The sequence below is a fragment of the Meiothermus sp. genome (assembly GCF_025056915.1).
Taxonomy (GTDB): Bacteria; Deinococcota; Deinococci; order Deinococcales; family Thermaceae; genus Meiothermus.
The window spans coordinates 1-23764 of record NZ_JANWVH010000020.1 but is presented as its reverse complement, the minus strand read 5'-3'; the positions used below and the strand labels follow the sequence as shown (position 1 = coordinate 23764).

Annotated in this window: 17 protein-coding genes and 1 pseudogene; 3 read left to right on the top strand and 15 right to left on the bottom strand. The window is 64.1% G+C overall.

The genetic code is table 11. From position 1 onward, the window contains the following. The first annotated feature begins 107 nt into the window (after positions 1-107). The gene (locus NZN28_RS05145) at positions 108-431 is read left to right on the top strand and encodes a hypothetical protein (RefSeq protein WP_295395778.1); all 324 of its coding nucleotides are present in this window, start codon (positions 108-110) and stop codon (positions 429-431) included. Here the strand turns inward: NZN28_RS05145 and NZN28_RS05140 are convergent. The 3 genes from NZN28_RS05140 to NZN28_RS05130 form a co-directional block, all read right to left on the bottom strand. Continuing rightward, the gene (locus tag NZN28_RS05140) at positions 428-829 is read right to left on the bottom strand and encodes a hypothetical protein (protein WP_295395776.1); all 402 of its coding nucleotides are present in this window, start codon (positions 827-829) and stop codon (positions 428-430) included. The genes NZN28_RS05145 and NZN28_RS05140 overlap by 4 nt on opposite strands. 132 nt (positions 830-961) lie before the next feature. Continuing rightward, the gene (locus NZN28_RS05135; protein ID WP_295395774.1) at positions 962-1606 is read right to left on the bottom strand and encodes a response regulator transcription factor; all 645 of its coding nucleotides are present in this window, start codon (positions 1604-1606) and stop codon (positions 962-964) included. Continuing rightward, entirely contained in the window at positions 1603-2889 is a 1287-nt protein-coding gene (locus NZN28_RS05130; protein WP_295395772.1) for a sensor histidine kinase, read from the bottom strand. Before NZN28_RS05130 ends, NZN28_RS05135 begins: the two co-directional genes overlap by 4 nt. A gap of 432 nt (positions 2890-3321) precedes the next feature. On the opposite strand from NZN28_RS05130, the gene NZN28_RS05125 reads away from it, so the two are divergent. Together NZN28_RS05125 and NZN28_RS14635 are read left to right on the top strand one after the other, a co-directional pair. Then, a complete protein-coding gene (locus tag NZN28_RS05125) occupies positions 3322-3780 on the top strand; it encodes a hypothetical protein (protein ID WP_295395771.1) in 459 nt (152 codons plus the stop codon). Between the two features lie 205 nt (positions 3781-3985). Beyond that, positions 3986-4386: pseudogene (locus NZN28_RS14635) on the top strand (DUF427 domain-containing protein). 124 nt (positions 4387-4510) lie between these two features. On the opposite strand, the gene NZN28_RS05115 reads toward NZN28_RS14635, so the two are convergent. The 12 genes from NZN28_RS05115 to NZN28_RS05060 form a co-directional block, all read right to left on the bottom strand. Beyond that, positions 4511-6430 carry a hypothetical protein gene (locus tag NZN28_RS05115; RefSeq protein ID WP_295395767.1) on the bottom strand — a complete coding sequence of 640 codons (1920 nt, stop codon included), beginning with the start codon at positions 6428-6430 and terminating at the stop codon, positions 4511-4513. 69 nt (positions 6431-6499) lie between these two features. After that, positions 6500-8374: a carboxypeptidase regulatory-like domain-containing protein gene (locus tag NZN28_RS05110; RefSeq protein ID WP_295395766.1), complete on the bottom strand. Its 1875-nt coding sequence runs from the start codon at positions 8372-8374 to the stop codon at positions 6500-6502. Positions 8375-8415: 41 nt separating this feature from the next. Then, the gene (locus NZN28_RS05105; RefSeq protein ID WP_295395764.1) at positions 8416-9447 is read right to left on the bottom strand and encodes a YncE family protein; all 1032 of its coding nucleotides are present in this window, start codon (positions 9445-9447) and stop codon (positions 8416-8418) included. 91 nt (positions 9448-9538) lie between these two features. Next, entirely contained in the window at positions 9539-10606 is a 1068-nt protein-coding gene (locus NZN28_RS05100; protein WP_295395763.1) for a hypothetical protein, read from the bottom strand. 54 nt (positions 10607-10660) lie between these two features. After that, on the bottom strand, positions 10661-10843 hold the full coding sequence (locus tag NZN28_RS05095; protein ID WP_295395762.1) for a hypothetical protein: 183 nt from the start codon (positions 10841-10843) through the stop codon (positions 10661-10663). An 11-nt stretch (positions 10844-10854) separates the two neighbouring features. Beyond that, on the bottom strand, positions 10855-11613 hold the full coding sequence (locus NZN28_RS05090; RefSeq protein ID WP_295395761.1) for a DUF6683 family protein: 759 nt from the start codon (positions 11611-11613) through the stop codon (positions 10855-10857). A gap of 70 nt (positions 11614-11683) precedes the next feature. Beyond that, the gene (locus NZN28_RS05085; protein WP_295395760.1) at positions 11684-12178 is read right to left on the bottom strand and encodes a hypothetical protein; all 495 of its coding nucleotides are present in this window, start codon (positions 12176-12178) and stop codon (positions 11684-11686) included. Positions 12179-12337: 159 nt separating this feature from the next. Further along, on the bottom strand, positions 12338-14926 hold the full coding sequence (locus NZN28_RS05080) for a hypothetical protein (protein ID WP_295395758.1): 2589 nt from the start codon (positions 14924-14926) through the stop codon (positions 12338-12340). Between the two features lie 507 nt (positions 14927-15433). Next, positions 15434-16765, bottom strand: a complete 1332-nt coding sequence (locus NZN28_RS05075) for a S8 family serine peptidase (protein WP_295395757.1) — start codon at positions 16763-16765, stop codon at positions 15434-15436. 124 nt (positions 16766-16889) lie between these two features. Next, a complete protein-coding gene (locus tag NZN28_RS05070; RefSeq protein WP_295395756.1) occupies positions 16890-20126 on the bottom strand; it encodes a tetratricopeptide repeat protein in 3237 nt (1078 codons plus the stop codon). A gap of 296 nt (positions 20127-20422) precedes the next feature. Continuing rightward, positions 20423-22534 carry a hypothetical protein gene (locus tag NZN28_RS05065; RefSeq protein ID WP_295395755.1) on the bottom strand — a complete coding sequence of 704 codons (2112 nt, stop codon included), beginning with the start codon at positions 22532-22534 and terminating at the stop codon, positions 20423-20425. 100 nt (positions 22535-22634) lie between these two features. Continuing rightward, positions 22635-23764, bottom strand: a 1130-nt coding sequence (locus tag NZN28_RS05060; RefSeq protein WP_295395753.1) for a PKD domain-containing protein, incomplete at its 5' end; no start/stop codon positions are given.

Here is a 23764-nt window from a genome sequence, read left to right as displayed (position 1 = left end):
CAACGTTGGTATCACCCACCTTCATCTTGGGTTCAGAAAAGGTGCACCCCGACCAATTTGGACAAATGACACTGGAAACTCCCTGCCGGACAACGTACCATCTGAGCATGATCACACTGCATAAAATCAACGCTCTACCAGAGGGACAGGTTCTGGAATGCGTGGGGCAGGACTCGGGGGATACCTTCCGCATGCTCATTCTGCACACCTCCCCCAGCCACTACGAAGCCCTGGGAAAGGTGACCCTGAGCAACGCCAGCGTGAGCTACCAGTCTTCGGGGCCGATGACCGCCGACCTGCTGCTGCAATGGCTGGAGACCCTTTTTGACCGGTGGCCAGGTGCCAAAACCATTCCCTGGGCCGTCCACGACCTAGACGACAAAACCCAGCAGTTTGTGCGCGAGGTTCGCAAAGCAGCAGAAGTGGTCTAGGATTCTTCGTAGTCGTGATAATCGGCCTGCCGTGCCCGTCGCAGTCGAGCGCGGAGGGAGGCAGGTGTAAAGGGAGTTTTTTGGTGCACAATGGCCCCAAAGCCGGCCATGAGCAAGGCAGGGATGAGCAGCAGCAGACCCTGAAGGGGGTCGGGCACGTAGGGCATTGGAAACTGGGTCACCGTGGCCCAGAGTTGAACCAGGGGCAGAATGCCCCCCATCAATAGCCCACTCACCCACCATTGCCGGGGCCACCACCACCCCACCACAAACCCCATCAGGAGCAGCAAGGTTCCGGCAAAAAGCAAGTCCACGTTGCCCAGGTCGCCGAGCGCTACCAGGAAGCCAATACTGGCTGGAATCAGGTAGCGGAGCAATCTCCGTATGCCGGGGCTCATACCACCAGCATACCGGTTCCGGTTGGGGAAAGTATTGCACCGCCGTTCGCCATGCAGATAAATCGGGCACATCCGGCATCACCCTTGCTCTCAAAAAAGCGAGGGCAGGGGCTCCTGGCCCAGAGGCCCGGTTCAACTTTCCAGTCGGAGAATGCCTCTCTCTAGCGCAACGGTGACCGCTGCGGTGCGGTCGTCCACACCTAGCTTGCCGAACGCGTGCAGCAGGTGGGTTTTGACAGTGGCTTCGCTGATTTTGAGCTTTCGGGCAATTTCTTTGTTGGAAAAGCCCTTCGCCACCAGGGAGAGCACCTCGAGCTCGCGCACCGAGAGGTACTCCTCGGCATGGCCGCGCATCCGGCCCAGCAGCCGGGCCGCCACCGGCGGGGAGAGCACCGCCTCGCCTCGAGCGCAAAGCCGCACCGCCCGGAAAAGCTCCTCGCGGGGCACATCCTTGAGCAGGTAGCCCGTAGCCCCGGCCTCGACCGCCCGGACAATCTCGGAGTCGGTGTCGTAGGTGGTGAGGACCAGAACCTGCACTTTGGGGAATTTGGCCCGGATCTGCCGGATGGCGCTCACCCCATCCATCTGGGGCATCCGCAGGTCCATCAGCACCACATCCAGGCTCTGCTTCTCCAGCAAGTCGAGGGCCTCGAGGCCGTTGGAGGCCTCGCCCACCACCTCGAAGTCGGGCTGGGAGGAAAGCAGCCCCGAGAGGCCCGCCCGTACCACGGGATGATCGTCCACCAGCAGGATTCGAATGGTCGCCGAGCCGGTCATGAAGTCTCCATCCTGGCCCACTCTACCCGGTACAGGGGCAGGCTGAAGGCCAGCGTGGTGCCCTGTCCAGGCTCACTTTCCACCGTCATCTGTCCGCCCAGGGCTTCGACCCGCTCGCGCATGGAGCGCAGGCCGAAGCTGCCCGAAGTGGGCGGTTGCAGGCCCACCCCATCGTCCTGCACGTCCATCAGCACCATGTCGCTTAGATAGGAAAGGGTGAGGGTGGCCTGCCGGGCCCTGGAATGCTTGCGGATATTGGCCAGGGCCTCCTGGGCAATGCGTAAAAGGCCGACCTCGAGCTCGGGGTGCAGCGGGCGGGGCTCGCCGGTCAGGGTGAACTGGGCCCTGACCCCGCTCTCCTCCTGCCAGCGCTGGAGCAGGCGCCCCAGCGCTTCGGGCAGCGAGGTGTTCTCCAGGATTTCCGGGCGCAAGGCCCAGACCATGCGGCGGGCCTCGGACAGGCCTTCGCGGGCCGCGCTGCGGGCTTGCTCGAGGTGGCGTGCGGCAGAGGCCGGACTCTGGGCCGTCTCGGCGGCCTCGAGCTGCACCACAATGCTGGCAAAGCCCTGGGCCAGGGTGTCGTGAATCTCGCGGGCCAGGCGCTGGCGCTCTTCCAAGACCCCGGCCTGGCGCGAGGTTTGCTCGAGCTCACGGCGGGTGCGCTCGAGTTCCTCCCGGGCCCGGGTCTCGCGTATCAGCAGCTCGAGGGTGAAAAGCGCATAGCCCGAGTACAGGAAGGCGATGAAGATGAAGAAAGCCAGGCTCAGGTTGGGATACTCGGCGGGGGTGGGAAGTGCGCTCCAGGCGGTATTGCCCTGCGGCCCCTGGCTCAGCAGAATCTCGAAGGTGATTTGTAGCGGTTCCCGCTGAGCCCACCAAACCGACAACCCCCCCAGCCCGGCCACCACCAGCAACACCACCCACAGCGGCAGCCAGTAGCGGGCCACCACCGGAATCAGCCCTAGGGCCAGAAACGGCAGGTAGTTTTGGCTCAGCCAGGCTACCACCCCCACCCCAATCGCCACCAGCACCCCAAACTCCCAGGCCCGGCGTTGACCTGGGCGCACCGCCCACAACACCACCACGAACAGAGCCAGGGCCGCCCCCAGGCGCCCGGCGGTCTGGGCGGGGTCTTGCCAGGGCAGCACCAGCGGCACTTCGAGCGGACGGGCCGGAACCAACAAGGTAAAAATCAGCACCGTCAGCAGATTGAGCGCTGTCAGCAGCACCACCACCTTCGCCACAGGGCGGCCTGCAAAAAAGCGCTTGAAGGCCCTACTCATCCCAAAAATTGTAGCCTACCGACCCGAGCCCGTTTGCGAAACAACATTCAATGAGGGGCTTGACGCACCGGTCAGCTTTCCGGGCCTGGAAGGAAAAATGGGCTTTGTAAATGTTTGTAAATGTATTCATTGTCAAACTCAAGTGGCCCTGGCTGGCACAGCCAGGCCTTTTACACTATCTTTGCCTCGAACACTGGGCAGGCTATAGGAGTGGTCGGGCAAGGAGCAGGGTCTGGGGGTTCGGCATAAGGAGCCACTGTCTGCAACCACCCACGCCCACCTCGGGATGCTGGAACGTTGCTTGTACGGCAAAAGTTGGCAGGAGAACCCGAATCCTCGAGCCTGGTTTACGCAAAAAGTGCTTGTCGTGACAAAATGAGCCTGTCTCCTGCGCCCGATCAGGCTACGGGCGGCCTGCCCACCGGAGGTTGCATGCAGAAAATCACCCTGTCTCATCGTTATCTGGTCAGCGGTTCACGCTTCCGCGAAGCCTCTATCGAGACCGGCTGGCTGTGCTTCCAGAACGGCGCGGTCACGGTTCGCCTCCATCTGCCCCTGGTCACCCGGCTCGAGCTTTCCTACCAGATGCGCGACTGGCTGATGGCTTTGGCCTTTGTGGGCTTCTTCGTGGGGCTGGCCAGCCTGGGGTTGCGCTGGCTGGGATGGCTCAACCTCCCCCAGCTTCTGAAGGTAAATCCGGCATTGCTGGAATATGGCGCCTTCGCACTGGCGCTGATTGCCTTCGCCTCGTATTTGCTGTTTCCCATCCGGGTTCTGTACCTCCACGACGGCAACGCCGCACCCCTCCTGGTGGTGGGCAGCAAAAAGGCCATCGAAGACCTGGAATATGCCCTGTGGGCCTTCCTCGAGGCCCTGCACAGGAAGGCCTGATTATCGCGCTCTTCACAGACGTGGCCGCCCACGAAAACGAAAATACGTCTGGGCCGACGCATGTTTTCGAGTTTCCAGGCGGCCACTGTTCTGTTCAGAATCAGGCTTTCTCAAACTCGAATGGCTCATAATATGTGAAGAGCGCTCTATGGAATCGGTCTGAGATTACCTCCGTCCTCCCCGCTGCGAGCCTACGGCCCGGCGCATCCAGGCTCGGCTGGGCCCGCTGGTCATCGCCGATAGCACCCGGGCCTACCGGGCACTGAAGACCAGCCATCCGCCGGTCTATTACCTTCCCCCTGCCGATATTCGCATGGACTGGCTGGAGGCCACCGCCCGCCAGACCTACTGCGAGTTCAAGGGCCGGGCCAGCTACTGGACGCTGCGGATCAACGATATCGCCCTTCCAACGTGGCCTGGAGTTACCCCGACCCCACGCCTGGGTTTGCCGCCATCCGGGGCTACCTGGCGTTTTACCTGGAGCCCCTCGAGGGGTTTGTGGATGGCGAGAAGGCTATACCCCAGCCGGGCCGCTTCTATGGGGGCTGGATCACCCAGGACATCAGGGGACCTTTCAAGGGCGGGCCGGGCACCCAGGGCTGGTAGTTGGCTTCAGGCCGAAGGCGCGAGCTTTGGCCAAAGGGACGGATATTGACCTCACTTGACCCCCAACTGCGGTTCGCTCGAGGCCGAAGGCGCGAGTTCCTGGAGCGAGAAACGGGAATTTGACTTACTTGACCCCTAACTGCGGTTCGCTCGAGGCAAACCCCACGCTGCCGCTGCTGGCGTTCCACACCAGGCTCCAGTTGCGCTCTCCACCCGGCGCAAAAAGCCCCGCATCCATGATGCCGCCCTCGTTGGTCAGACGCACAAAGCCGCCGGGCACAAACACCGCGAGCCGGAAATCGAGCTGGGAAAAGACCAGCGGCGAGAGGCTGTCGCGCGGAATCTGGAAGCGGTCCATCCAGGCAGGGTGGGCAAAGTTGAACGCGGTGCGGTCGCAGCTCAGGAAGAGCCGCCAGCCCCGCGCCGGGGTGGCTGGTGCGGCGCCGGGCGTACAGGCCAGGGGAACCTGGGGGGTGGAAAGCGCACCCACCACCAGGGCGCTCTCGCTGCCGCAGTTCTCGCTGCCCCGGGCGGCCTCGAGGCCACTTAGGTAGGTTGAAGCGTAGTCGTAGAGCTTACTGGCGGCCTCGTAATACAGGCCCCGCAGGCGCAGCACGGCACGGGCACGATAGGCAGGCTCGGAAAAGCGGGTGGTCAGGGTAGCGCCGCTGCGCCAGGCCTGGGCATACAGGCTACGCAGGGCGCTATCGGCAGCCTGAAAGGCGGGGAGGGCCGCCTCGCGCCAGGCGGCAGCGCTGGCACAGCCTGGGCTGGAGCCAAAGCGGGCGTTGAGCTCGGACACCGTGCCCCTCAGGGTGGCCTCGGCGGCCTCGAGGGCCTGCCCTTCCCGCGCCGCGTAGTAGTTGCGATCACTAAGCGCAACGGCAGAAGCCAGGGCCTGGGACAGGAAGGTGATGAAGCGGCCCTTCGCCACCCCCACCCGCCGCTCGGCGCGAATTTCCACGCTGCGGCGACCTTCGGCAGCGCTGGCGGCCTGGAACTCTTCAAGCTTGGGCCGCTTGGCCTCAATCTCCAGGCGCAGGGCCTCGAGCGCCTCCCTTGCCCCGGCGGTCTGGCCGGGGGGCACAAAGCTCAGGCTGGGCAGGGTGGGCACGCCGCTCACGGGCACAAATAGCTCGCTCAAGGGGCGCACCTGGCTGTTATCGGCCCCGCTCAGGCCGTGCCGCCACCAGGCCCGCTTGGCCCAGACGCTGGCCTCGGGGCACTTGTTCTGGGCCCCCAGGGTGTAGGCCAGGTTCAGGCGGGCCTCCTGCAGGTTGGGGTCGGCCTGGGCGGCGGCCCGGAGCGCACTTTCGGCCTCGGGCAGGCGGCGCAGGCGCAGCAGGGCGTGGCCCTTGTTGTTTTGCAGCCAGGGGCGCAGGGCAACCGGGGGGTTCAGCCCCTCGGCAGCCGTGATGAGGGCCAGGGCCTCGGCAAAAAGGCCGTAGTAGTTGGCGATACCGGCCAGGTTGACCAGGTGGGCGGGGTTGCGGGGCTCGAGCTGCTGCGCCCGGAGCAAGAGTCCCAGGGCCAGCTGGGGCTTGCCCATTACGGCGGCCAGGGCCGCGTTGCGGCTGGCGGCGGCGGCCTCACGGTACTCGGGCTGGGTCTCCATCAGCCGCAGGCTGCCCGGCCCCGCCACCGCGTTCAGGGCGCGGCGCAGGTTGGCCAGAGCCGCCTGCGGGGAGGGGCTTTGGGCAGCGGGGCTTGGGGTTCGGGCCTGTTCGGCCTTGAGCTGGTTCAGGGCCTGCTGGAGCTGCGGGCGGCTGGGGTCGTCCGGCGGAAGCTCCCTTAGCTGCTGCTCGAGGGCCGCAATCATCTCCTTCATGGGGCCGCTCAGGTTTTGCCGCAGGGCCTCCCGGCCCGCCTCGGTCTGCACATCGCGCTGGGGGTTGGTAAGGCCCGAAAAGCTCAAGCCCAGCTCGCGGGGCTTGGGGCACTGGGCTTCGGCCCACTGCATCTGCAGGTCGCTCAGGGCGGCCATGCGGGGCTGGGCCAGGGCCAGCGAAGCGAACACCAAGATAAGCAGTACCACACTTCTCACAAAACCTCCTCTCGCGTTGCCGGGAGGAACGCAAGTTTGCAGGTCGTGGCAAAACCCTCCGCCTTCAGCTTATGGCCCGGTGAGGGTGATGGTGATGGGGTTCACTGGCTGGATGCTGTAAATCTGGCCCTGCATCCCCACCCCGGTGATGTTGTCGGTGATGTTCAGGTTGCTGCCGTTGAGCGCACCGCTAAACGCATTGAGCGTGACGGTATAAGTGCCCGGCGCGAGCGGGGTGGGCGGGCTGGTCTGGGCCCGCGGCTGGAAGCTGCGCTCCGAGCCCACATAAACCGCGAAGTCGGAAACCCCCGAGCCGCCGTTGCGTTGGAAGGAGACCATGTACAAGGCGTTGTAGCCGGGCTGGCTGGCCGCGCTGTCGCTCCAGGTGGCGGTGAGGTTGGAAGCACTGTAGCTCCCGCCGTTTACCAGGTTGCTCCAGGCCACGTTGCCCACTGCAAAGGCCGAGCCGCTGCCATCCACGCTGCCGTTACCATCGGCGTCGATGTTCAGGGTGTAACGTTTGCCAGGTTCGACGGTGAAGTTATTCGCAAAATACGCCCCGCTGCCCGGTGCGAGTTCACTCAGAGTGGCAGTTTTACCAGCGTTGTCGGTAATGGTGATGTTGGCCCCGCTGGCAGGCTTGGCATTCTCGAGGTCGCCGTCGGCGTTGGGGATACCCTTCTCGAGTTGCACAAAAGCCAGACCCCCCGGCTGCAACAGCGCAGTGGCCTGGAAGAAACCTTCCGGAGCCGGGGCCACCCGGATGGGTAAAGGGTTGGTGGCTGCCGTTCGCACCGACTGGCTCGAACCGCTTGGACACGGGCCTGGTGTGCGGGTATAGTTCTTTCCGTCCAGCCCAATCAAGTCGTCCTCGTAGACCCGGCCAATGTCTATAACTTTGGCCCCCGGTTTGGGCACCAGGTTGCCGTTGGCATCCACAAAGGTATCGGTATAGGTTTTGGTGGCGGTAAAGTTGATGGGCACCCCTTTCTCTACCGTGATGTTGGCCTGTCCCAAGCGATTGGTAACGGCCCGCAGCCCCGGACGCGCCGTAACCACGGCACCCTCGAGCTTCCCAAAACGGTTGCTTACCTCGACCAACACACACTCCTGATCCTGCACCGCCGGAGCGCCCCCGTACCAGGAAAAGTGCCGGATGCTGGCCCTGAGCACCGGGGTAGTGCCATCCACGCTCGAGCGCTCCACGGTGCCCTCCACAAAGTCTTCCCAGCGCCCGGTCTGGGGGTTGTAGGCGTAGCAGTGAATCTTGTCGCCAATCCGGTAGCGGCTGCGCAGCTCGGGTGGGATGGGTAGTTCCACAATAGCGCTGGAACCGGGCTTCAGGTTAATGCGGCGGTTTTGCGAGTCGAGGATGCTGAACTCGGCAAAGGTCACCGGGGCCAGCGGCGTGGGGCTGGCTCCCCCGGCCACCAGGTCGCCGGGGAGGGCGGCATCTTCCTTGGTAGGGTCGAGCGGCGTGACCACCACCCGCAGGTTGGTATCGGTGGTGTTCAGGCTATTGGGTTGGAAGATCACGGCATAGGGGCCAGCCTCGGTGCGCTGATAGAGGGTACGGGCCTGGGTGGGGTTGTAGCCCTGCTCGGCGCCCTCCTTCTTGAGCGCCACCACCACCGTTTGGGCACTGCTGGCCGACTCGGCGATGCCGTGCCCTGGGGCGTAGCCTGCCTTCTCGAAGTCCAGCTTGACCAGACCGGCAGGCAGGTTTTGCAGGATGAACTCCCCCCGATTGTCGGTGGTGGTGGTGCGGCTGCTGCCCACCACCCGCACCGTCACGCCCGAAAGCCGCACCCCCGAGCCGATATCGGTCACCAGACCGGCCACCGTGTTGGGCGCGCTGGGGGCGGTGTTGCCCCCGCCATTGTTGTCGCCGCCACAAGCCACCAGTACGCCCAGTAATGCAACTAAACCTAGGGTCTTTTTCATGGTTTCCTCCTGGGGCTTCCCCAGCCCCGTTCTCCAACGTGCTATTTGCGCCCGACCACCACCACATCAAACGAAAGGCCATCAATCGGGATGGCCCGCAGAACTCTGGAACTTTTCAAATCGAACACCAACAGGTGGCCCTCGGTGCCACTGCTCACGATGTAGGCCAGGCGTCCATCCGGCGAAAGGGCCGCGTGGGTGGGGTTGACGAAGGTCTGACCCGCAAGCTCGAGCCGGTAGCTCTGGCTTTCCCCCGTCTCCAGGTTCAGTAGCGAAACCGCGTTGGAGTAATAGTTAAGCGAGAGAACCTGCCCCTTCCCCACCCGGAGCATTCCCAAAGGCCCTGGCGTGACGGTAAAGAGCCTTGGGGCCGCACCTGGCGTGTGCAGGCTGAGGGTGTTGGACTCGAAGTTGGAGACCAAAGCCCCCTCTTCCAGCGGCAGCACAAACGCGGGGTCGGCGCCGGTGGGGGCTTCGGCCAGGGTCTGCCAGGTTTGCGCGTCGAGCCAGCGCACCGCGCTGGCCTCGGTGCTGGGTTGACGGGGGCGCAGGGCCACCACCAGCTTAGAACCCACCCTGGCCACGTCGGCGGCCTCGCTGGCAGCGCCTGTAGGGGGTAGGTCTTGCGAGCGAACTACTGCCCCATCCTTCAGGCTAATCTCGCTCAAGCGCCCCTGACGGATGTGCGAGATGAACAATCGGGAAGCGTCGCTCGAGAGCGCAATCCCCACCGGTCGCTCGCCCACGATGAAGGGCTTGGCTCCGCCGGGGTTGTGGCAGGCAAAGCAGGTGGTCTGGGTAAAAGCGTCCTGGTCGAAGTGGGCCTGAATCAGGCTTCCGTCGGCGCGTCTTTCGGGCACGGGGGCGGTGAGGAAGGTGCGGGTAACAGCCAGCGAGCGAACGTCCACCTCGGCCACCGCCTGCGAGCCCACCAGCACCACATACACCTTGCTGCCATCGGGCGAGAGAACCATCCGGTGCGGCAGCCCACCCACCGTGATGCGCTGGAGGGTTTTACCCTGCCTGGGGTCTATGACCGCAACCGTGCTGGAGCCTGCCTGGCTCACCAGCACCAGATGCGCATCGCGTGGCCATGCGGATGAGCACGCTACCAGGAACGGCATTAAGATCAAGGCACTTGTTGTACGCATGATAACCTTGCGCCTATGGCTGCCGCTGGTAGGTGTACCAGGGGTTGGCCTCGTAGCAGACCGCAAAACCCCAGAAGTGCGTGGGGTACTGGCAGCCCAGCATGAAGCTCTCCCCGCCCTGGGGCAGGGTGTAGCTCCAGCGGTGGTAGCGGGTGAGGGGCTCTAGGGTGTATTCCTGAACCCCGTCCTCCGCCCCACACTCGCGGATGCGCACAATCAGCCGGGCCTGGCTGGCGGCCAGCCGCACATCCCCCTGGTAGGTGTCGGTGCCGCGCTGGTCGGTGGTTTTGAACCGGGCTTGGCCCTTCTCGTAGTAGATCAGGTCTTTCTTGCAGACCCCCTCGAGGTTCACCCGCACAAAGGCCATGCCCAGCTCGTAGCCCTCGGGCGAAAAGCGCAAAAAGCGGTTCTCTCCGCAGCAGTCCGGGAAGCGGTAGGCCCCGGTCTGGGGGTTGTAGAAGTGGTTCTCGTAGCGACCCCACAGCCCCAGGATTTCGTCGTAGGGGCCGTCCTGGCCTAGCTCGAAGCCGGGGGGTTGGGGTAGTTTGGGCAGGTTGGCAGGGGGGGTACGGTTCAGCAGCTTGAAACGCAGGGGATAGGGGCCGCCCGAGAGCTCCATCAGCAGGCTGGTATCCAGAAAGGTGGGGTATTCGCTGACGGAAGCCTCGAACACCACCGGCTCGAGCCGCTGGTTGAAGGTGCCCGACTGGGCACAGTTCCGCACATCCAGCCGGCGCTCGCGGGGCCGCAGGGTGAGCCGGTTGTTGCCCCACTCGGCCTGCCCCACCATCTGGTCGAAGAAGCTCACCAGGCTACAGTTGGGCGCGACTCCCTGGGCGTAGTGGGCAAAGTAGAACTCGCCGTTGGGCTTCACCTTGAGCTGGGCCGAGTAGCCCTCGGTCATGCTGAACTCGAAGCCGGTGAGGGGATTGCGGAAGTTGCCGCTGCTGGCCAGGGTGTCCTGCCAGACCCCCGAAAGCTCGGCGGGGAAACTGCCGGTGGGGTTGGTGGGGTTGCCCCCACCGCCGCCTCCGCAGGCGGCGAGTAACAACCCCCCCAGGGCGAAAGAAATTCTGTTCATCCGTACCTCCTGATGCAAAGGCTGGTCAATCCAGCATGGCTGAAGCTTGACGGGCTACTCCGGCGCCTCCACCCTGGACTCTTCCATCTGCTGCTGCAAAAAAGCCGTTAGAGCACTGGGCTCGGCGAAGTAATGGCGCTCCTCGCCCTGGCTGACCGAGGCCCGCCAGACCTCGCCTTCGGGGGTGGGTTCGTACCAGATGCGAACCACATAAATTTGCGTGCAGGTCGTGGCCACGGCTTCTGCCTTTAGCGCAGCTCGAGACCGGTCGGGGTGAACTTGAGCCGTTCCGGGCGCACCCCAAGGGTCGCCTCGAGGGCCACCCCGGCAATCTCGCGGTAGTCCTCGAGGAGCTTGGGGTCGTTCTCCTGCACGGCCACCGTATAGCCCAACAGCGGCAGGGTGGCCATCAGCACAAAGGCCTCGTACATGCGCTGGCGCTCGCCGTCGGTGAGCCGCCGGAAGGCCTCGGAAGCCCCAAAGGCCGCGTCGGTGTTGGCCTGGAGGTTCAGCAGCGCGGCCTCGGTGGGTTCCTCGCCGTAGTGCACCAGGTAGCAGACCCCCACCAGGTAGGTAAAGGCCATGGCCACGTTGTGGGGGCGGCCCAGCCGCCTGGCCTCGGCCTCGAAGCCCTTGAAGCCCTCGGTAAAGGCCCGGGTCAGCTCCTGCACCTCGGCGGGCTTGTTGCTCAGGCTGCGGACGAACGGGTTCAGCAGCAGGCGCTGGGCTCCGGGCTTGAAGCTGGTCTGGGGCCGGGTCTGGGCCTGGGTGCGGGCGGTGGCCTGGGCGCTGGGGTTGTTGCGGGAGAGGCCGTTGATCCGGTTCAGTTCGGCCTGGGCTCGCTGCACCGCCGCCGCGTTCATCTGGACGGTCACGTAGGCCATGGCCTGGGAGTAGCTCAGGCTGCTGGGGGCGCCAAAGGTGGTGCCCGGCGCAACCCACTGGGCCAGGGCAGCACTGGTGAGAAGAGCCAAAACGAGAACGAGGGTTTGATTGAGATGGGGCATGGGATAACTCCGTTTCAGGCGGTTCAAAGCCAGGCAAAAACTGCTATAAACGTGTCGTGGATTTCATCCCTCAACGACCCCACGGTGCAGGAGGGTCGAACTGAACGGGGTGGTAGCCGGGCGTACAAGCTGTGGTTGCAGGGCACTCCACCACCAGCACATAGCGGTGCCACGGCCCATTGGGGGGTGATGGGGCCGGTCTTGAATCCGTATAGCCCAGGTAGAGCCTTATGTTGAGTGCAGGCACCTCGAGGATCGCACTGGGAGGTCTGGGTTCGCTCAAGGTCTTTTGCACAAACTTGTACTGGTTGGCATAGCCGGTGCCCTGCATGGGTTGTGGGGGCTGGTTACCCAATTGCAGTTGCCCGCTGATGCGGTAGGTCTTCTCGTCTTCCCAGGTGGGGGTGGCCTCGAAGCGCAGCGAGGTGGTTTCGCCGGGATTAGGGTAGTCGGACACCTGGCCTGCATACACCCCGCGCAGGATGAACGAACCGTTGAAGTCGGCCTCCCACACTTTGCAGCCGGAAAGCAGCAAGATTAGGCACCAGCCCCATAAGGCCCCCATGCCGCGCATCCAGCGACCGGTATTGAGGATTGGCCTGAATCGGAATGGGGGATTTGCCGAAGTTGGAACAAGATCCTGGTTTGATGTTTGCATAAACCGCTCCTGGAGGGGGTGGGTGTCGGCCCTGAGGAGGCAGCCCGGAGCCGACACCCCGAGGCTTTATTTCTGCACCGTGATGGTGGCGCCGGTAATGGGCAGGCCGCTAGGTGTAGCGGTCGTACCCACAGCGGTCAGGTTGATCTGGTAAGTCCTGGGAGCAGCTGGCAAAGTAGGGCTGTTTCCACACTGGCCAGCGGTGAGCAGCAGGATCAGGCTCAGACCCAGCAGTCGGCCACTGGTCGAGCGCAGCCGCCAGGCCCCCAGCAGCACCATGGGAGCCAGGGCCAGTAGCAACCCTGCGGGCAGTGGCAGGCTCGAGGCTTTCAGCACCGCAGGCCGACTCGCCAGGGTGGTGTTGAAATCCACCGTCACCAGAAACTGTGCGGGTTGGTCCAGGCTCAGGCCGGAGCTGCTACTGCCTGTGAGGCTGAAGCTGAGGGTACCGTTGTCGGCGTTGAAACGCTGGGCGGGCGGGGAGGTCTCGCCGGAGTCTACCTGCCCATTGCGGTTGGTATCGAGGTAGATCCGAACGGCGGTAATATCCAATACATCGTTGCCACTTCCGGAAGCCTGCAAGGTGAAGGAAGTGATAGTTGGGCTACCACTGGGAGTAAGGGTGAAGGCCAGTGCGGGCACCCCTGTATCGCCCTTGAGCCGGGTGGCATCGGCGGGGGCGTTGACGGGCTTGGCTGCGGTGAGTGTGGCAGGGGCGGCGTTAGGGTTGGTAAAGGTCGCTGTAACGGTCTTGGCCGCGTCCATTGTGATTGAGCAGGTTCCGGTGCCGCTACAGGCTCCACTCCAGCCGGTAAAGGTGGAGCCGCTATCAGGGGCAGCGGTGAGTGTTACCGTGGAGCCCTGTGCGAAATTGGCCGCGCAGTTGGCTCCACAGCTAATACCTGCTGGATTGCTGTTGACACTGCCCGTACCACTGCCCGCCTTGCTCACCGTAAGGGTCTGGGTGGGGCTTTGATTGAACGTAGCCGTGATGGTCTGAGCTGTGTTCATGGTCACAGTACAGGCTCCGGTGCCCGAACAAGCCCCACTCCAGCCTGCAAACACCGAGCCTGCGCTTGCGCTGGGGGTCAGGGTGACGCTGGCCCCATCGGCAAAGGCATAAGTGCAGGTTGCGCCGCAGTTGATGCCGGCGGGGTTGCTGGTTACACTGCCCGAACCTGCACCACTCTTATTCAGGGTGAGGCTGCGCCCTAACTTGTACTCCACGGTGAAGGTAGGGTTGCCACCCCCCGGCACCACAAAGGACTGGGTGGCCGGGCTGGCCACATAGGTACTGCCCCCAAAGCTCACATTGGGCGGGGTGGTGAAGTACTGGCCTGCATCGGCGCTCGAGACGCTCTGCCCAGTGCCGCTCAGGATGGTGAAGGTACGGTTGTAGCCGTTGGGGCCGGTGACGGGAACGCTGGCCGTGGAGCCGTTGGGCAGGCCGTTAGTGGTGATGCTAAAAGAGCCGGTGGTGAGCGGGGGCAGCACCGCAAAGTTGGCCGTGACGGTGCGGGCCTGATCCATGGTCACGTTGCAGGTCGGGCTGCCCGCCACGCCCGTACAGCCCGACCAGCCGGTAAAGCTCGAGCCGGGGTCGGGGGTGGCGGTGAGCGTGACCACCGTACCGCCGGTGAAGTTTTGGGTGCAGGTGGCCCCACAGTTCAGCCCCTGGGGGTTGCTGCTCACGCTACCCGAGCCTGCGCCCCCCTTGTTCAGGGTAAGGGCGAAGGTAGTCGAAGGATTCCCTCCGCCTGAAGTGGTGTTGATCTGGGCAATTTGCTCAGGCCCAACGTACTCTACCCCGCCGCTATCGCGAAATCGCACCCGCCAGTATAGGGTGTAGTTTTGGCCAGGATTGATGGTAATGCTCCAGGTAGCCCGGCTGATGGTGTTGGTGCTGGGTAAGTTGACCGTAACCGGGCCACCCGAATTCGAAAGTACAGAGTAAGGGTCTCCTTGAGACAAGCGAAAATCCATGAAACCCGTACCGGTTCGCCCGTAGTGATGGATGAAACCGCTAAAGTCGAATGTATTACCCGAGCGGGTCGAGCTAGGTGCATCGTAGTTAACCAGCGCCCGATACCCTACCACCACAAACTGCTCGGTGACCACGGTGCCGTTGGCACTGCTGGTCAAGACGCGCAAACGGCGCTCGGGAGGCTCGGCCAAACCAGTGAGCGCACGGTTGAACCGCACCGGCACGTTAATTTCGAAACTCCACCCCGCAGGTACCACCGCAAAACCAAACTGCAAACCACCATTGGGCCCGCTGGCCGGCGTTTGGGAGCAGGCTCCGGTGTTGCCAGGTAGCGGAACGTTCTCGCTGTAGCCATCCCTCAAGCGCCGAAGAATACAGCGCACTGGGGTTTGAGAACTCACCGCCAGCTCGGCTCCCTGAGGCAAGAAGAACTCGAACCCCAGCGCATCCGCCCCTGAGCAAGGGTTGCCCACCACAGCAGCCACCCCCTGCACATAGGTCACATCGCCGGTCTGGGGAAACAGCGGGGTGGCACTGCCCCAGTAGGCTGTGTAGGCAGTAACGGCCGTCTCCGGGATAAAGACCACGCAGGCCAAACCCGGTATGAACCCAAACCGGCCCGAAAGCCAGCCCTGCTGGGCTTGAGCAGCCTGACCCCAGAAGATCGCCATCACAACCATTAGGGCCAGGAATGTGGGTGATTTTTTCATATTGTCTCCTCCATTCACCGTGTTGTGCATACGATAGGAACAGCAGCATGACTGGAGAATGACTGAACAAAAACAGACCCCCGCAGTTTTCTGTCCGGGGGTGGGGCCGGTCAGGGCCAGGTTAGTCAGCAGCCCTGCGGTTTTGCGCTCGAGACGCAGCGGGGCCTGGCCGGGAACGTGCAGGCGGGCACTCTCGAGCAACACCCGCGCCCAGTCCAACGTTCGCTCCCCTGTGCCAGCCCCGTGCGGTTGCGTCCTGTTTATTCTCCAAAGGCCGCAGTGTTGAGGATGCCCGGCTTGGTTAGGAAGTCAAACAAGAATCCAAACGGCCTGATCAGTACCAGTACACCGTCAACAGATAAGCGGCAGGTTGGTGGCCAATGGTTTTTCAAGCGAACTGCGTCCAATACGTCGCCGGATTATTCCCGGTGCGAAGGCATAGCCCCAAAAATACCTGTAGACGCAGCATTAGGGTGTTTTGTTCAGGGCATTCTGGATGTCCAGGAGCCCAGCCCCGCACTCCCCGCCCTGCACCCTGCGGCACCCTTTGGGGTTGGCGGTAGCCAGCAGGATGGCCTTGTAGTCGGAGGGGGTCAGGCGGGGGTTTTTGTCCATTATGCGGGCCAACGTGCCTGCCACGAACGGGGCGGCAAAGCTGGTTCCGGTGTAAAAGTCCGTACTGCCGTTGGGGTCGAGGGCATAGACGGCCTCGCCGGGGGCTACCAGATCGGTGTAGCCCTGGGCGGTGGCGAAGCTCGAGGTCTGTAGCCCGCTGCTTACCGAACCCACCGCAATCAGACCCTTGATGGTGCGGCTATAGGCGGCGGGGTAGTTGGGCAGGTTGCGGCGGGGGCCGCTGAAGCCACGGGTGTTGCCCGCCGAGGCCACCGTCACCACCCCGGACTGGCTCAGGTCGTAGAGGGCCAGCTCGAGCACCTTGGAGTTGAGCAGGGTGCCCAGGCTGGTGTTGATGACCCGTGCCCCCTGGCTGGCAGCGTAGCAGAGGCCACGGGCCACCGTTACGTCGCTCCCCTTGCCCCGCGCATCGTTGGTCTTGACCGGCAGCACCACCGCGCCCTCGGCTACCCCCAGTGATGGCCTGGCTGCGATGAGGCCCGCAACACCCGTGCCGTGGCCCCGCTGGCCGTGCTGTGGGTGGACAAAGTCGTCCTCGGTGCTGCCGCTGCCGGTGTAGTCGGCCCCACCTTGAAGGGGAAACGCGCCCACGGGGCTCACCCCGGTGTCCAGCACCCCCACCAGCGGGTTGGAGGAGAGCGGGCCGCGCGCCGGGTTTACGGCCTGGTACGCCCAGTCGGGTGTGGCCCGCTGAGCGGAGGCACTCCCTAGGTCGCCGTAGAGCCCTACCTGGGGGTTGACCCCATACAGCGCGTTGCGGCCGGTTACCTGGGCTGCAGCGGCTTGCAACCTCTGAATGGCAGTGAACACGTCCATGCCGCGGGGCACGCGATACTGCACCAGGGTCTTGCCGCAGGCCAGGCTCGAACCGCTCACACTATCCAGCCCATAGGCGGCAATCAGGCTCAGTCCCGCGAGGTTGGCAATACGCTCGAGGTTGGGCAGGCATTCGGGGGTCTGGTTGCCGGGGCAGTCGAAAATCCCCACCACCTGGCTGGGGTCGTAGTCCAGTTCGGGCAAGAGCTTGTCAAACTCGGGTGCTGGCTTCCAATCCAGCAATGGGGCCGTTAGGCTGTGCGCCCTCTCGGGGGACGTAGGAAAGATGCGATTGCTGCAAGCCGCCAGTACCAATAAGCCGACCAGTGCAAGGATGACTCGGTTCATACGTTTCTCCCTTTCATCAAACACAAGACATTGGTAGCAAACTCGGCATGACTGGAGGATGACTGGGTACATTACGCCGCACCGTGTGCGGCGCAATGGTGGAAGCGCGATGAGAGCAGGGGGGCTAGTCGGTTGGGTCAGAATCTCTGAGCTTTTGCAGCAGGGCCAGAGCCTGGGCCAGGAGCTCAGGCCGTTCCAGCAGGCGGCTGGCATCCAGCAGCAGCCGGGCCTCCTCGTAGGGGTCGTCGGTTTCCCGGATGGCCTTTAGAGCCGCCTCGAGGTGGCCCTCCAGCAGCAACTGAGCGGCACGGGTGGTGGGGGCCTGGTGTAGCTCCAGAGCCTGCTCGGCCAGCCCAGGCTGGGCTTGCAGGCGGGCCAGCCGGGCCCAGGCCTCGGCCTCGCGGAGGGGGTAGCGGCCCGCCTGGGCGGCGCGGGTGGCCATCTGGTAGGGCTCTAGGGCCTGTTCGGGGCGGTGTTGCAGCACCTCGAGTTCGCCCGCATACCAGTGCAGGTCGGCCTCGTAGTAGGGGTTATTGGTGTCGGCCAGAACCTGCAGGGCACGGTTCAGGTTATGCCGGGCGCTATCGTACTCACCCAGGCGTAGCTGGACTTCGACCAGGTTGCCCAGGGCCATGCCCTGCATCAGGGGGTTGAGCCGAGCCTCCGAGGTTGCCTGGGCAGTCTGGTAGGAAGCCTTGGCCTGCTGGTATTTGCCCTGGCGGAACTGCACCGCGCCCAGATTGTTGTGCAGGTAGAAGGTGGGCAGTCCGGCCTGACTGGGCTGGGCCAGCTCGAGCGCCTGGCGGAAGTAGCCCTCGGCCCGCTCCAGTTGCCCCAGCCGCCAGCTCAGGTTACCCATGTTGTTGAGCGTGCGTACCACGTTGCTCGCGTGGCCCAGTTTTTTCCACAGCACCAGGGCCTCCTCGAGCAAAGCCTGTGCGCCGGGCTGGTGGCGCTCAATCAGCACCGAGGCCAGGTTTTGCAGGGAACCGGCCAGCCGGGCCTCGTCCTCCAGGCTGCGGCGAATCTCCAGGGCCTGGCGGTGGTGGGCCTCGGCCTGGGCAAAGTCGCGCTGCATCCGGGCCGCCTCGCCCAGGTAGTTGAGGGCATCGGCCCGAGCCGCCTGGGCCTCCCGCGAGTCGAGGTCGCCCAACACCTCGAGGGCCGTCTGGGCCGCCCCCTGTGCGCCCGTGGCATCGCCAAAGCCCAGCACCTGCAAGGCTGCCCGGCTGTTCCACACACTGGCCTGGAGCACCGGCCCCACCTCACCCAGCAGTTGCTCGGCCCGGTTCAGGGTGGCGGCGGCCTCGGGGTAGTGCAGGTGACGCTCTTCCATCCGCGCCCTTTGTACCAGAATCCGCACCTGGCTGGCCTCGTCGGGGGCTAGCTGCAAGGCCCGCTCAAACCACTGCCGCCCGGTCTCCTGCTGCCCCCGCAGGAAGTGCAGGGTGGCGGCCTGACTGAAGGCCTCGAGGGCTTTGTCCAGCGGCTGGTCGTGCAGGGCTCCGCCGGGGGCAGAGAGGGCAGTCCAGTAATGCTCGGCGGCAGGCTCGGGGGGCAGAAACTGGGCGGTGCGCCAGTGCAGCAGGGTACGCACGGCCTGGGGAATACCGTTCAGGGTAGCCTCGTAGATCAGGTCGTGGGCAAAGCGGTGGCCCACGAGCACCTGGTTGGCCTCGAGCTCGGCCCACGGTTCGGTCAGGTGCATGGGCCCCACCTCCAGCACCTTTGCGGCCAGGCCGGGGCTGAAGTTGGAGCCCGCAATAGCGGCTGTACGGGCCAGGTTCAGCGCAATGGGCGAAAGGCGCCCCAGGCGGTGCTGGATCAGGGTCTGGGCTTTTTTGGAGCTGGGTAGACCCTTCGAATGGGGCTGCTGCAACCCCCCGGATTCCCACAGGTTGCGCAGGGTCTCGAGCGCCAGAAACGGATTGCCTCCGGTGTGCTTGAACAGGGCCTCGGACAAGCCCGCCGGGGGAATTTCCAGGCTGTCCAGCAATTCCTCAAGGGCGGCTTGATCCAGGGGCCCTACCTCGAGCAGTACCGCCTGGTTGCTCTCGAGCAATTCGTTCAGAAAACCCTGTACCCCTGGAGGCAGCTCGCCAATCCGGTAGGTGAGGATGCTCTGGGGGTAGCCCTGGGCAAACACAAACTGCCAGGCTTCAAGGCTGGCCTCGTCGAAATATTGCAGGTCGTCGAGGGCCACCGGCCCGAGGTCTGCTGCCATGCCCAAACGGATCAGCTCGGCCTTGGCCTGCAAGAAGCGCAGTCGGTCGGCCTCGGACTGGATGGGGCCGGGGGCTTGCCCCAACTCGGGCACGATGCGGCTCAGCTCGGAGCGAACCCAGTCGGGCAGCGGTAGCGCGGGCAGGTGCTCGAGCAGCTGTCGGTAGATTCGGCTATGACTGGCATAGGGTATGCCGTGGTCACTTGGGCGGCCCTCGAGGGCCAGATACGCCCCCCTGGTGCCCAGGAACTCCTGCATTAGGCGGCTCTTGCCCACCCCAGGCGGCCCGCTCAGGATCAGGTGCTGCCCCGCCAACCAGGCCCTTTCCATCTGCCGCAGCAAGGCTTTGCGTCCAACTGCGTGGGGTGGGCGCAGCAAGCCCAGAGGCATTTCATTTCGCTCGGGGGCGCGGGCTTCCAGGCGCTGCCCCTGGTCAATCTGCCGGGCCAGGGCCTGGGTCTCGGGCAGGGGCTGGGTGCCCAGCTCCTTGTGCAGAATTTCCTGGCAACGGTGGTAGGCTGCCAGTGCGGCCCCCCGGTCGCCTAACAGGTATAAAAGCCGCATCACCCGACGGTGGGCGGCCTCGGAGATGAGGTCAAGTTCCAGCAGACTGCGGGCAAGGTGCAGCGCCTCGCGGTACTCGCCCGCTTGCTCTGCTGCATCGGCCAGGGCCGTCAGGGATCTGCGACGCAGGTCGTTCAGGTACTCTCGCCTGGTGATCAGCCAGTCCTCCAGCTCCGGGCAGTCGTCGTAGTCGAGGCCCTCCAGCAGTTGGCCCTGGCCCTGCACCACCTCGGCGTGCCGCCCGGCAAAGTGGGCCAGCTCGAGCTCGGTTACATCGGTGGCGATGCCCTGCAAGCTGAGGGTGTCGCTCCCCGTTACCCACCCCTCCCCACCCGCCTGACGCAACCGCCGCAGCACCTGGGAGAGGTTGTTGCGGGCGGTGGACTCGGGCGAGTTGGGCCAGAGCAGTCCGGCCAGCCTCGAGCGGGGGGTGGGCCCCTCCAGGGCCAGGTAAGCCAGCAGGGCGGCGGTCTTGCGCTCGAGGCGTAGCGGAGCCTGCCCTGGGCCTTGCAGTCGGGGGCTCTCCAGCAGAACCAACCCCCAGGAGACTGCTCTATCCCCCTGCGGTTGCATACTTTCATGCTAATAGACCCCGACCTTCTCAGGTCAGATTTTGAAACAATTCCAACCCCAATCGCCGAAGGCACGAGCCGGAACTCGAGCCCCTTGCGCCATCGCTCATACCATTTGCAAAACCAAAAGCCTTACAGGTCGCCTTTCTGAATCCCAGAGCACACCCCTCCCTTTGGATCGGTGAAAGAAGCGTCTCCGCATCATGGGGCGCTAACGCCCTCTGCAATGCGGATCACTTCGGCCAGGTTGGTTCGTCGCCGTTTGGCGACGAACCAACCAAGTATGGTATCGCATATTTAGCGGCAGGCCACCAGGATATTGTCAATGCCCCAGCGTTCATCCGGGCTGCTGGTTCCGGGGGAGAACACGAACAGCAAACGGGCTGTAGTGCCCCTCGTGAAGAAGTCCTTGTCGAGGGTGAACGGCCCCTCGTTGCGGAACAGGGCACCTGGGCTGTAGGTGGGCCTGACGACCTCTCTGGTTTCCGATCCGTTGATTGCCAGTACCTGTAAAAAGGCTGTTCCAATGGAACCAAAGAAACTGGTAAAGCTTAGCTCCAGGTTGCTCGAGCAAGGAAAGCCCTGGTTGGGCATGAGCAGGTCGCCAGTGGTTAGAACAGCGGCGTTGTTGGCCCCGATTCGGCTGGCAATGGCGTAGGCTGCGCCCTCGGTCTTGATCCAGTGGTCAGACCTCGAAGGGGTCTGAGTGGTGCTCCAGCCGCTGGGCAATCTCTCCCCGATGTAAGAGAAATCCTGGTAGAGGCGCTCACCCAGCTCCACGTTCAGGGTAAAGGGCACGGTCTTGGGCGCAGTCAGACCGGGGTGCGAGGCGGTGATGGTAATGGGGTACGTGCCCCACCGGGTACCGGGGCTGAGGCGGATTTCCAGCGAACCCACACTGCCGGGGGTCACGCTTACGCCCCGTGCACTCGCGCCATCTGGTAGACCGGTTGCGTTGAACAGTACCGCGTCGCTGAAACCATTTTGCGGGTCGGCCACGCTCACCTCGAGGCTGCGGCTGGATACGAACAGTCCGGCTCCGCTGGGCATGGTCAGCGAGTTGGCAGTGGGGTTGGTAGGGTTGCGTACCACAACGGTGAAGTCGGGCTGAAGCACCTCCACCAGGAGGCGTGTGCTCACGTTGCGTCCGCCTAGGTTGACGGTCGAGAGGGTGAGCGTTTGGGGGCCAAGCGTAGCGGTTCCTTCCGCTTGCACATAGAGCGTGGCCTCACTTCCTGGCAGGGGGTTGGGGCTGATACTGGCCCGCAGACCCGCCGGAGCCTCCACCCGAAGCTCAACCGGCCCGCTAAAGCCGCCCTGCCGGCGGATGCCAACCGTTCGGCTCGTCCCCAGGGTTCCGCGCAGGAGCTGAACGGGGTTTGGCGGTAGCACGAAGGCCACGGGTGGGGCCTCGACCTCGAGTCGCAGCGTTGCGGTACGGACGCGTCCGCCCGCAGTGGCCCTCAGCATCAGGTCGTAGGTGTTGGGGGGCACGGTTGAACCGATGCGCAGCTCGAGGTTGGCGGTGCTGGCGCTCCCCGATAGCTCGGCAGGGGTAAAGGTAGCCTGCACCTGGTCTCGCCCACTGCCTAAAATGCCACCCTCCAGGGCCAGTTGCACCGTCTCGGCGAATCCCCCTTGCCGCCTTAGGGTAAGGGGTACAGTCAGGGTTCGGTCGGCTGGGCTGGTCAGGCTCGAGAGGCCCTCAAGGCTCACCGAGAAATCTTGCAAGGCGCTCACGCTCAGGCTAAACGGGGCCGTCCGGATGACCCCTTCAGCCTCGCCCCGCAGGGTGAGGGCCAGGGTACCGGGGGCCACGCTGGCGGCCACCGCGATAGAGAGGGTGGCGCTCGAGGCCCCCTCCGCAACCGTGCGGGGGGCTGCGGTGATGCCCGCCGGAGGGTCGGCCAGCTCGAGCTGAACCGGGCCGCCAAAGCCCGGCCCGCGCTCCACCTGCACCGCCAGCAGCACGCTTTGCCCTGCGGTAACACTGGGGCTGCTGGGCACCCGCAGGCTGAAGTCTACCGCAGCGGCCTGTACGCTTAGTTTCAGGGGGACGGTTTTGACCAGGTCGCCGCCGGTGGCCTTGAGGGCAAGCTCAACTGCCCCCAGCGCTACCGATGGGCCCACGTGCAGGGCCAGCTGACCGCTGGAAGCCCCGTCTGGAATGTTGAAGCTGGGGGCGCTGAGGCCCGCTGGGGGGTTGCTCAGCTCGAGCGTCACGGCCCCCGCAAAGCCATTCAGGCGGTTGATGTTAACGGGGATATTGGCATTCGAACCACGCCGCACCTCCACGGCCTGGGCAGGTACACCAATCTGGAAGTCGGGCGGCGCATTTCGACAGGCGCCGAGTGCCAGCAACGCACACAGCCCCACTAGCTTGAACCAAGAGAAGACTCCAAAGCCCATTCAACCCTCCTTTGCGGGTCACTATGATGGAACGCTTCGAACCCAAACGCTCCAAAAGCACTGACCCCGGCAATGCACTGCAACTTTTTAGGTAAGCTCATCAGTTGATGCAGATCAGGTTCACCGGGACTTCAAACACCAGGCTGCGAGAGATCTGCTCGAGGCGCAGGGTGATGCGGCCCAGTCCAGAGCCACCGGGCACAGATGGCGGTGTCCAGACCATGTTGAGAATTTCCCGTCCCCCCCTGCGAATCTCGCTAACAACCCCGCTGCTATCCCGCCACGACCAGCGCAGGTCGTTGGTGGCCGGGCCGCTGCCGTCCAACTGGCCTTCCAGCGTTACGGTGCCCCGTAAGCAGTAGTTTGGGGGAGTTGTATTGGCTTGGGGGGTGAGAATTCGCAGGCTGGGCGCGGCCTGCACGTTGATTTCAACCCTGGCCGAGGCGCTGGCCCCCCGTGGGTCGGTAGCGGTCAGGGTCAGGGTACGCTGGCCAGGGGTCTGGAAAGTAACGGTGGGATTGCCGCAGGCATTGCCTGGCAGCAAGGGCGTGTCCAGGCTATTGCTGCTGCTCCAGCGCAGGGCCGTGCAGGGTAGCAAGCCCGTGGCCAGTTCCCCGTCATCCAGGTCAAAGGCGCTGCCGGACAGCACAATAGGCACCAGTGTGAAGGCTTGCTGGTTTGACCTGGGCGAGGCAATGATGGGCGTGTCGGGCGGGCTGTTGGGGCTATCTAGCTTGAGCAGTTCGATGTCGGGGGCCATCAAATCGAGCTTGACGTCCTTGAACAGTGGCGAGAGGTCGGCCTTGAAGCCGAAGCGCAGCCCTGCAACCAGCTTCCACCAGGGGTTACGGGGGATCTCGAGGTCAAACTTGGCGAAGACCTGGGCCACCACGGCTGCGGTGATGGTGCCGTAAAAGGTCAGGCCAGGGGAGGCGCTGGCAAAAGCCTCGAGGGCAAATTTGATACGCAGGTTCTCTTTCTCAAGTGGGCTTATGGGTGTCCAGTTGCCCTGCCGGTCGTTGATCAGGCTCCAGCCTGAACCTTTGAGATAGCTCACCCCCACCTGCAAGCTGGACTCATGCTTGACCCCGAAACTCACCTTGATTTCGTACTTGCCGCTTACCCCCACACTCACCACGAAAGATGGCTGCATCACCACCGGTACCGGGCCCACGTGGAAGGTGACCGTTGGCCCCAGCAAGCGCAGAATCTCAACCTCTTTTTTCAGGG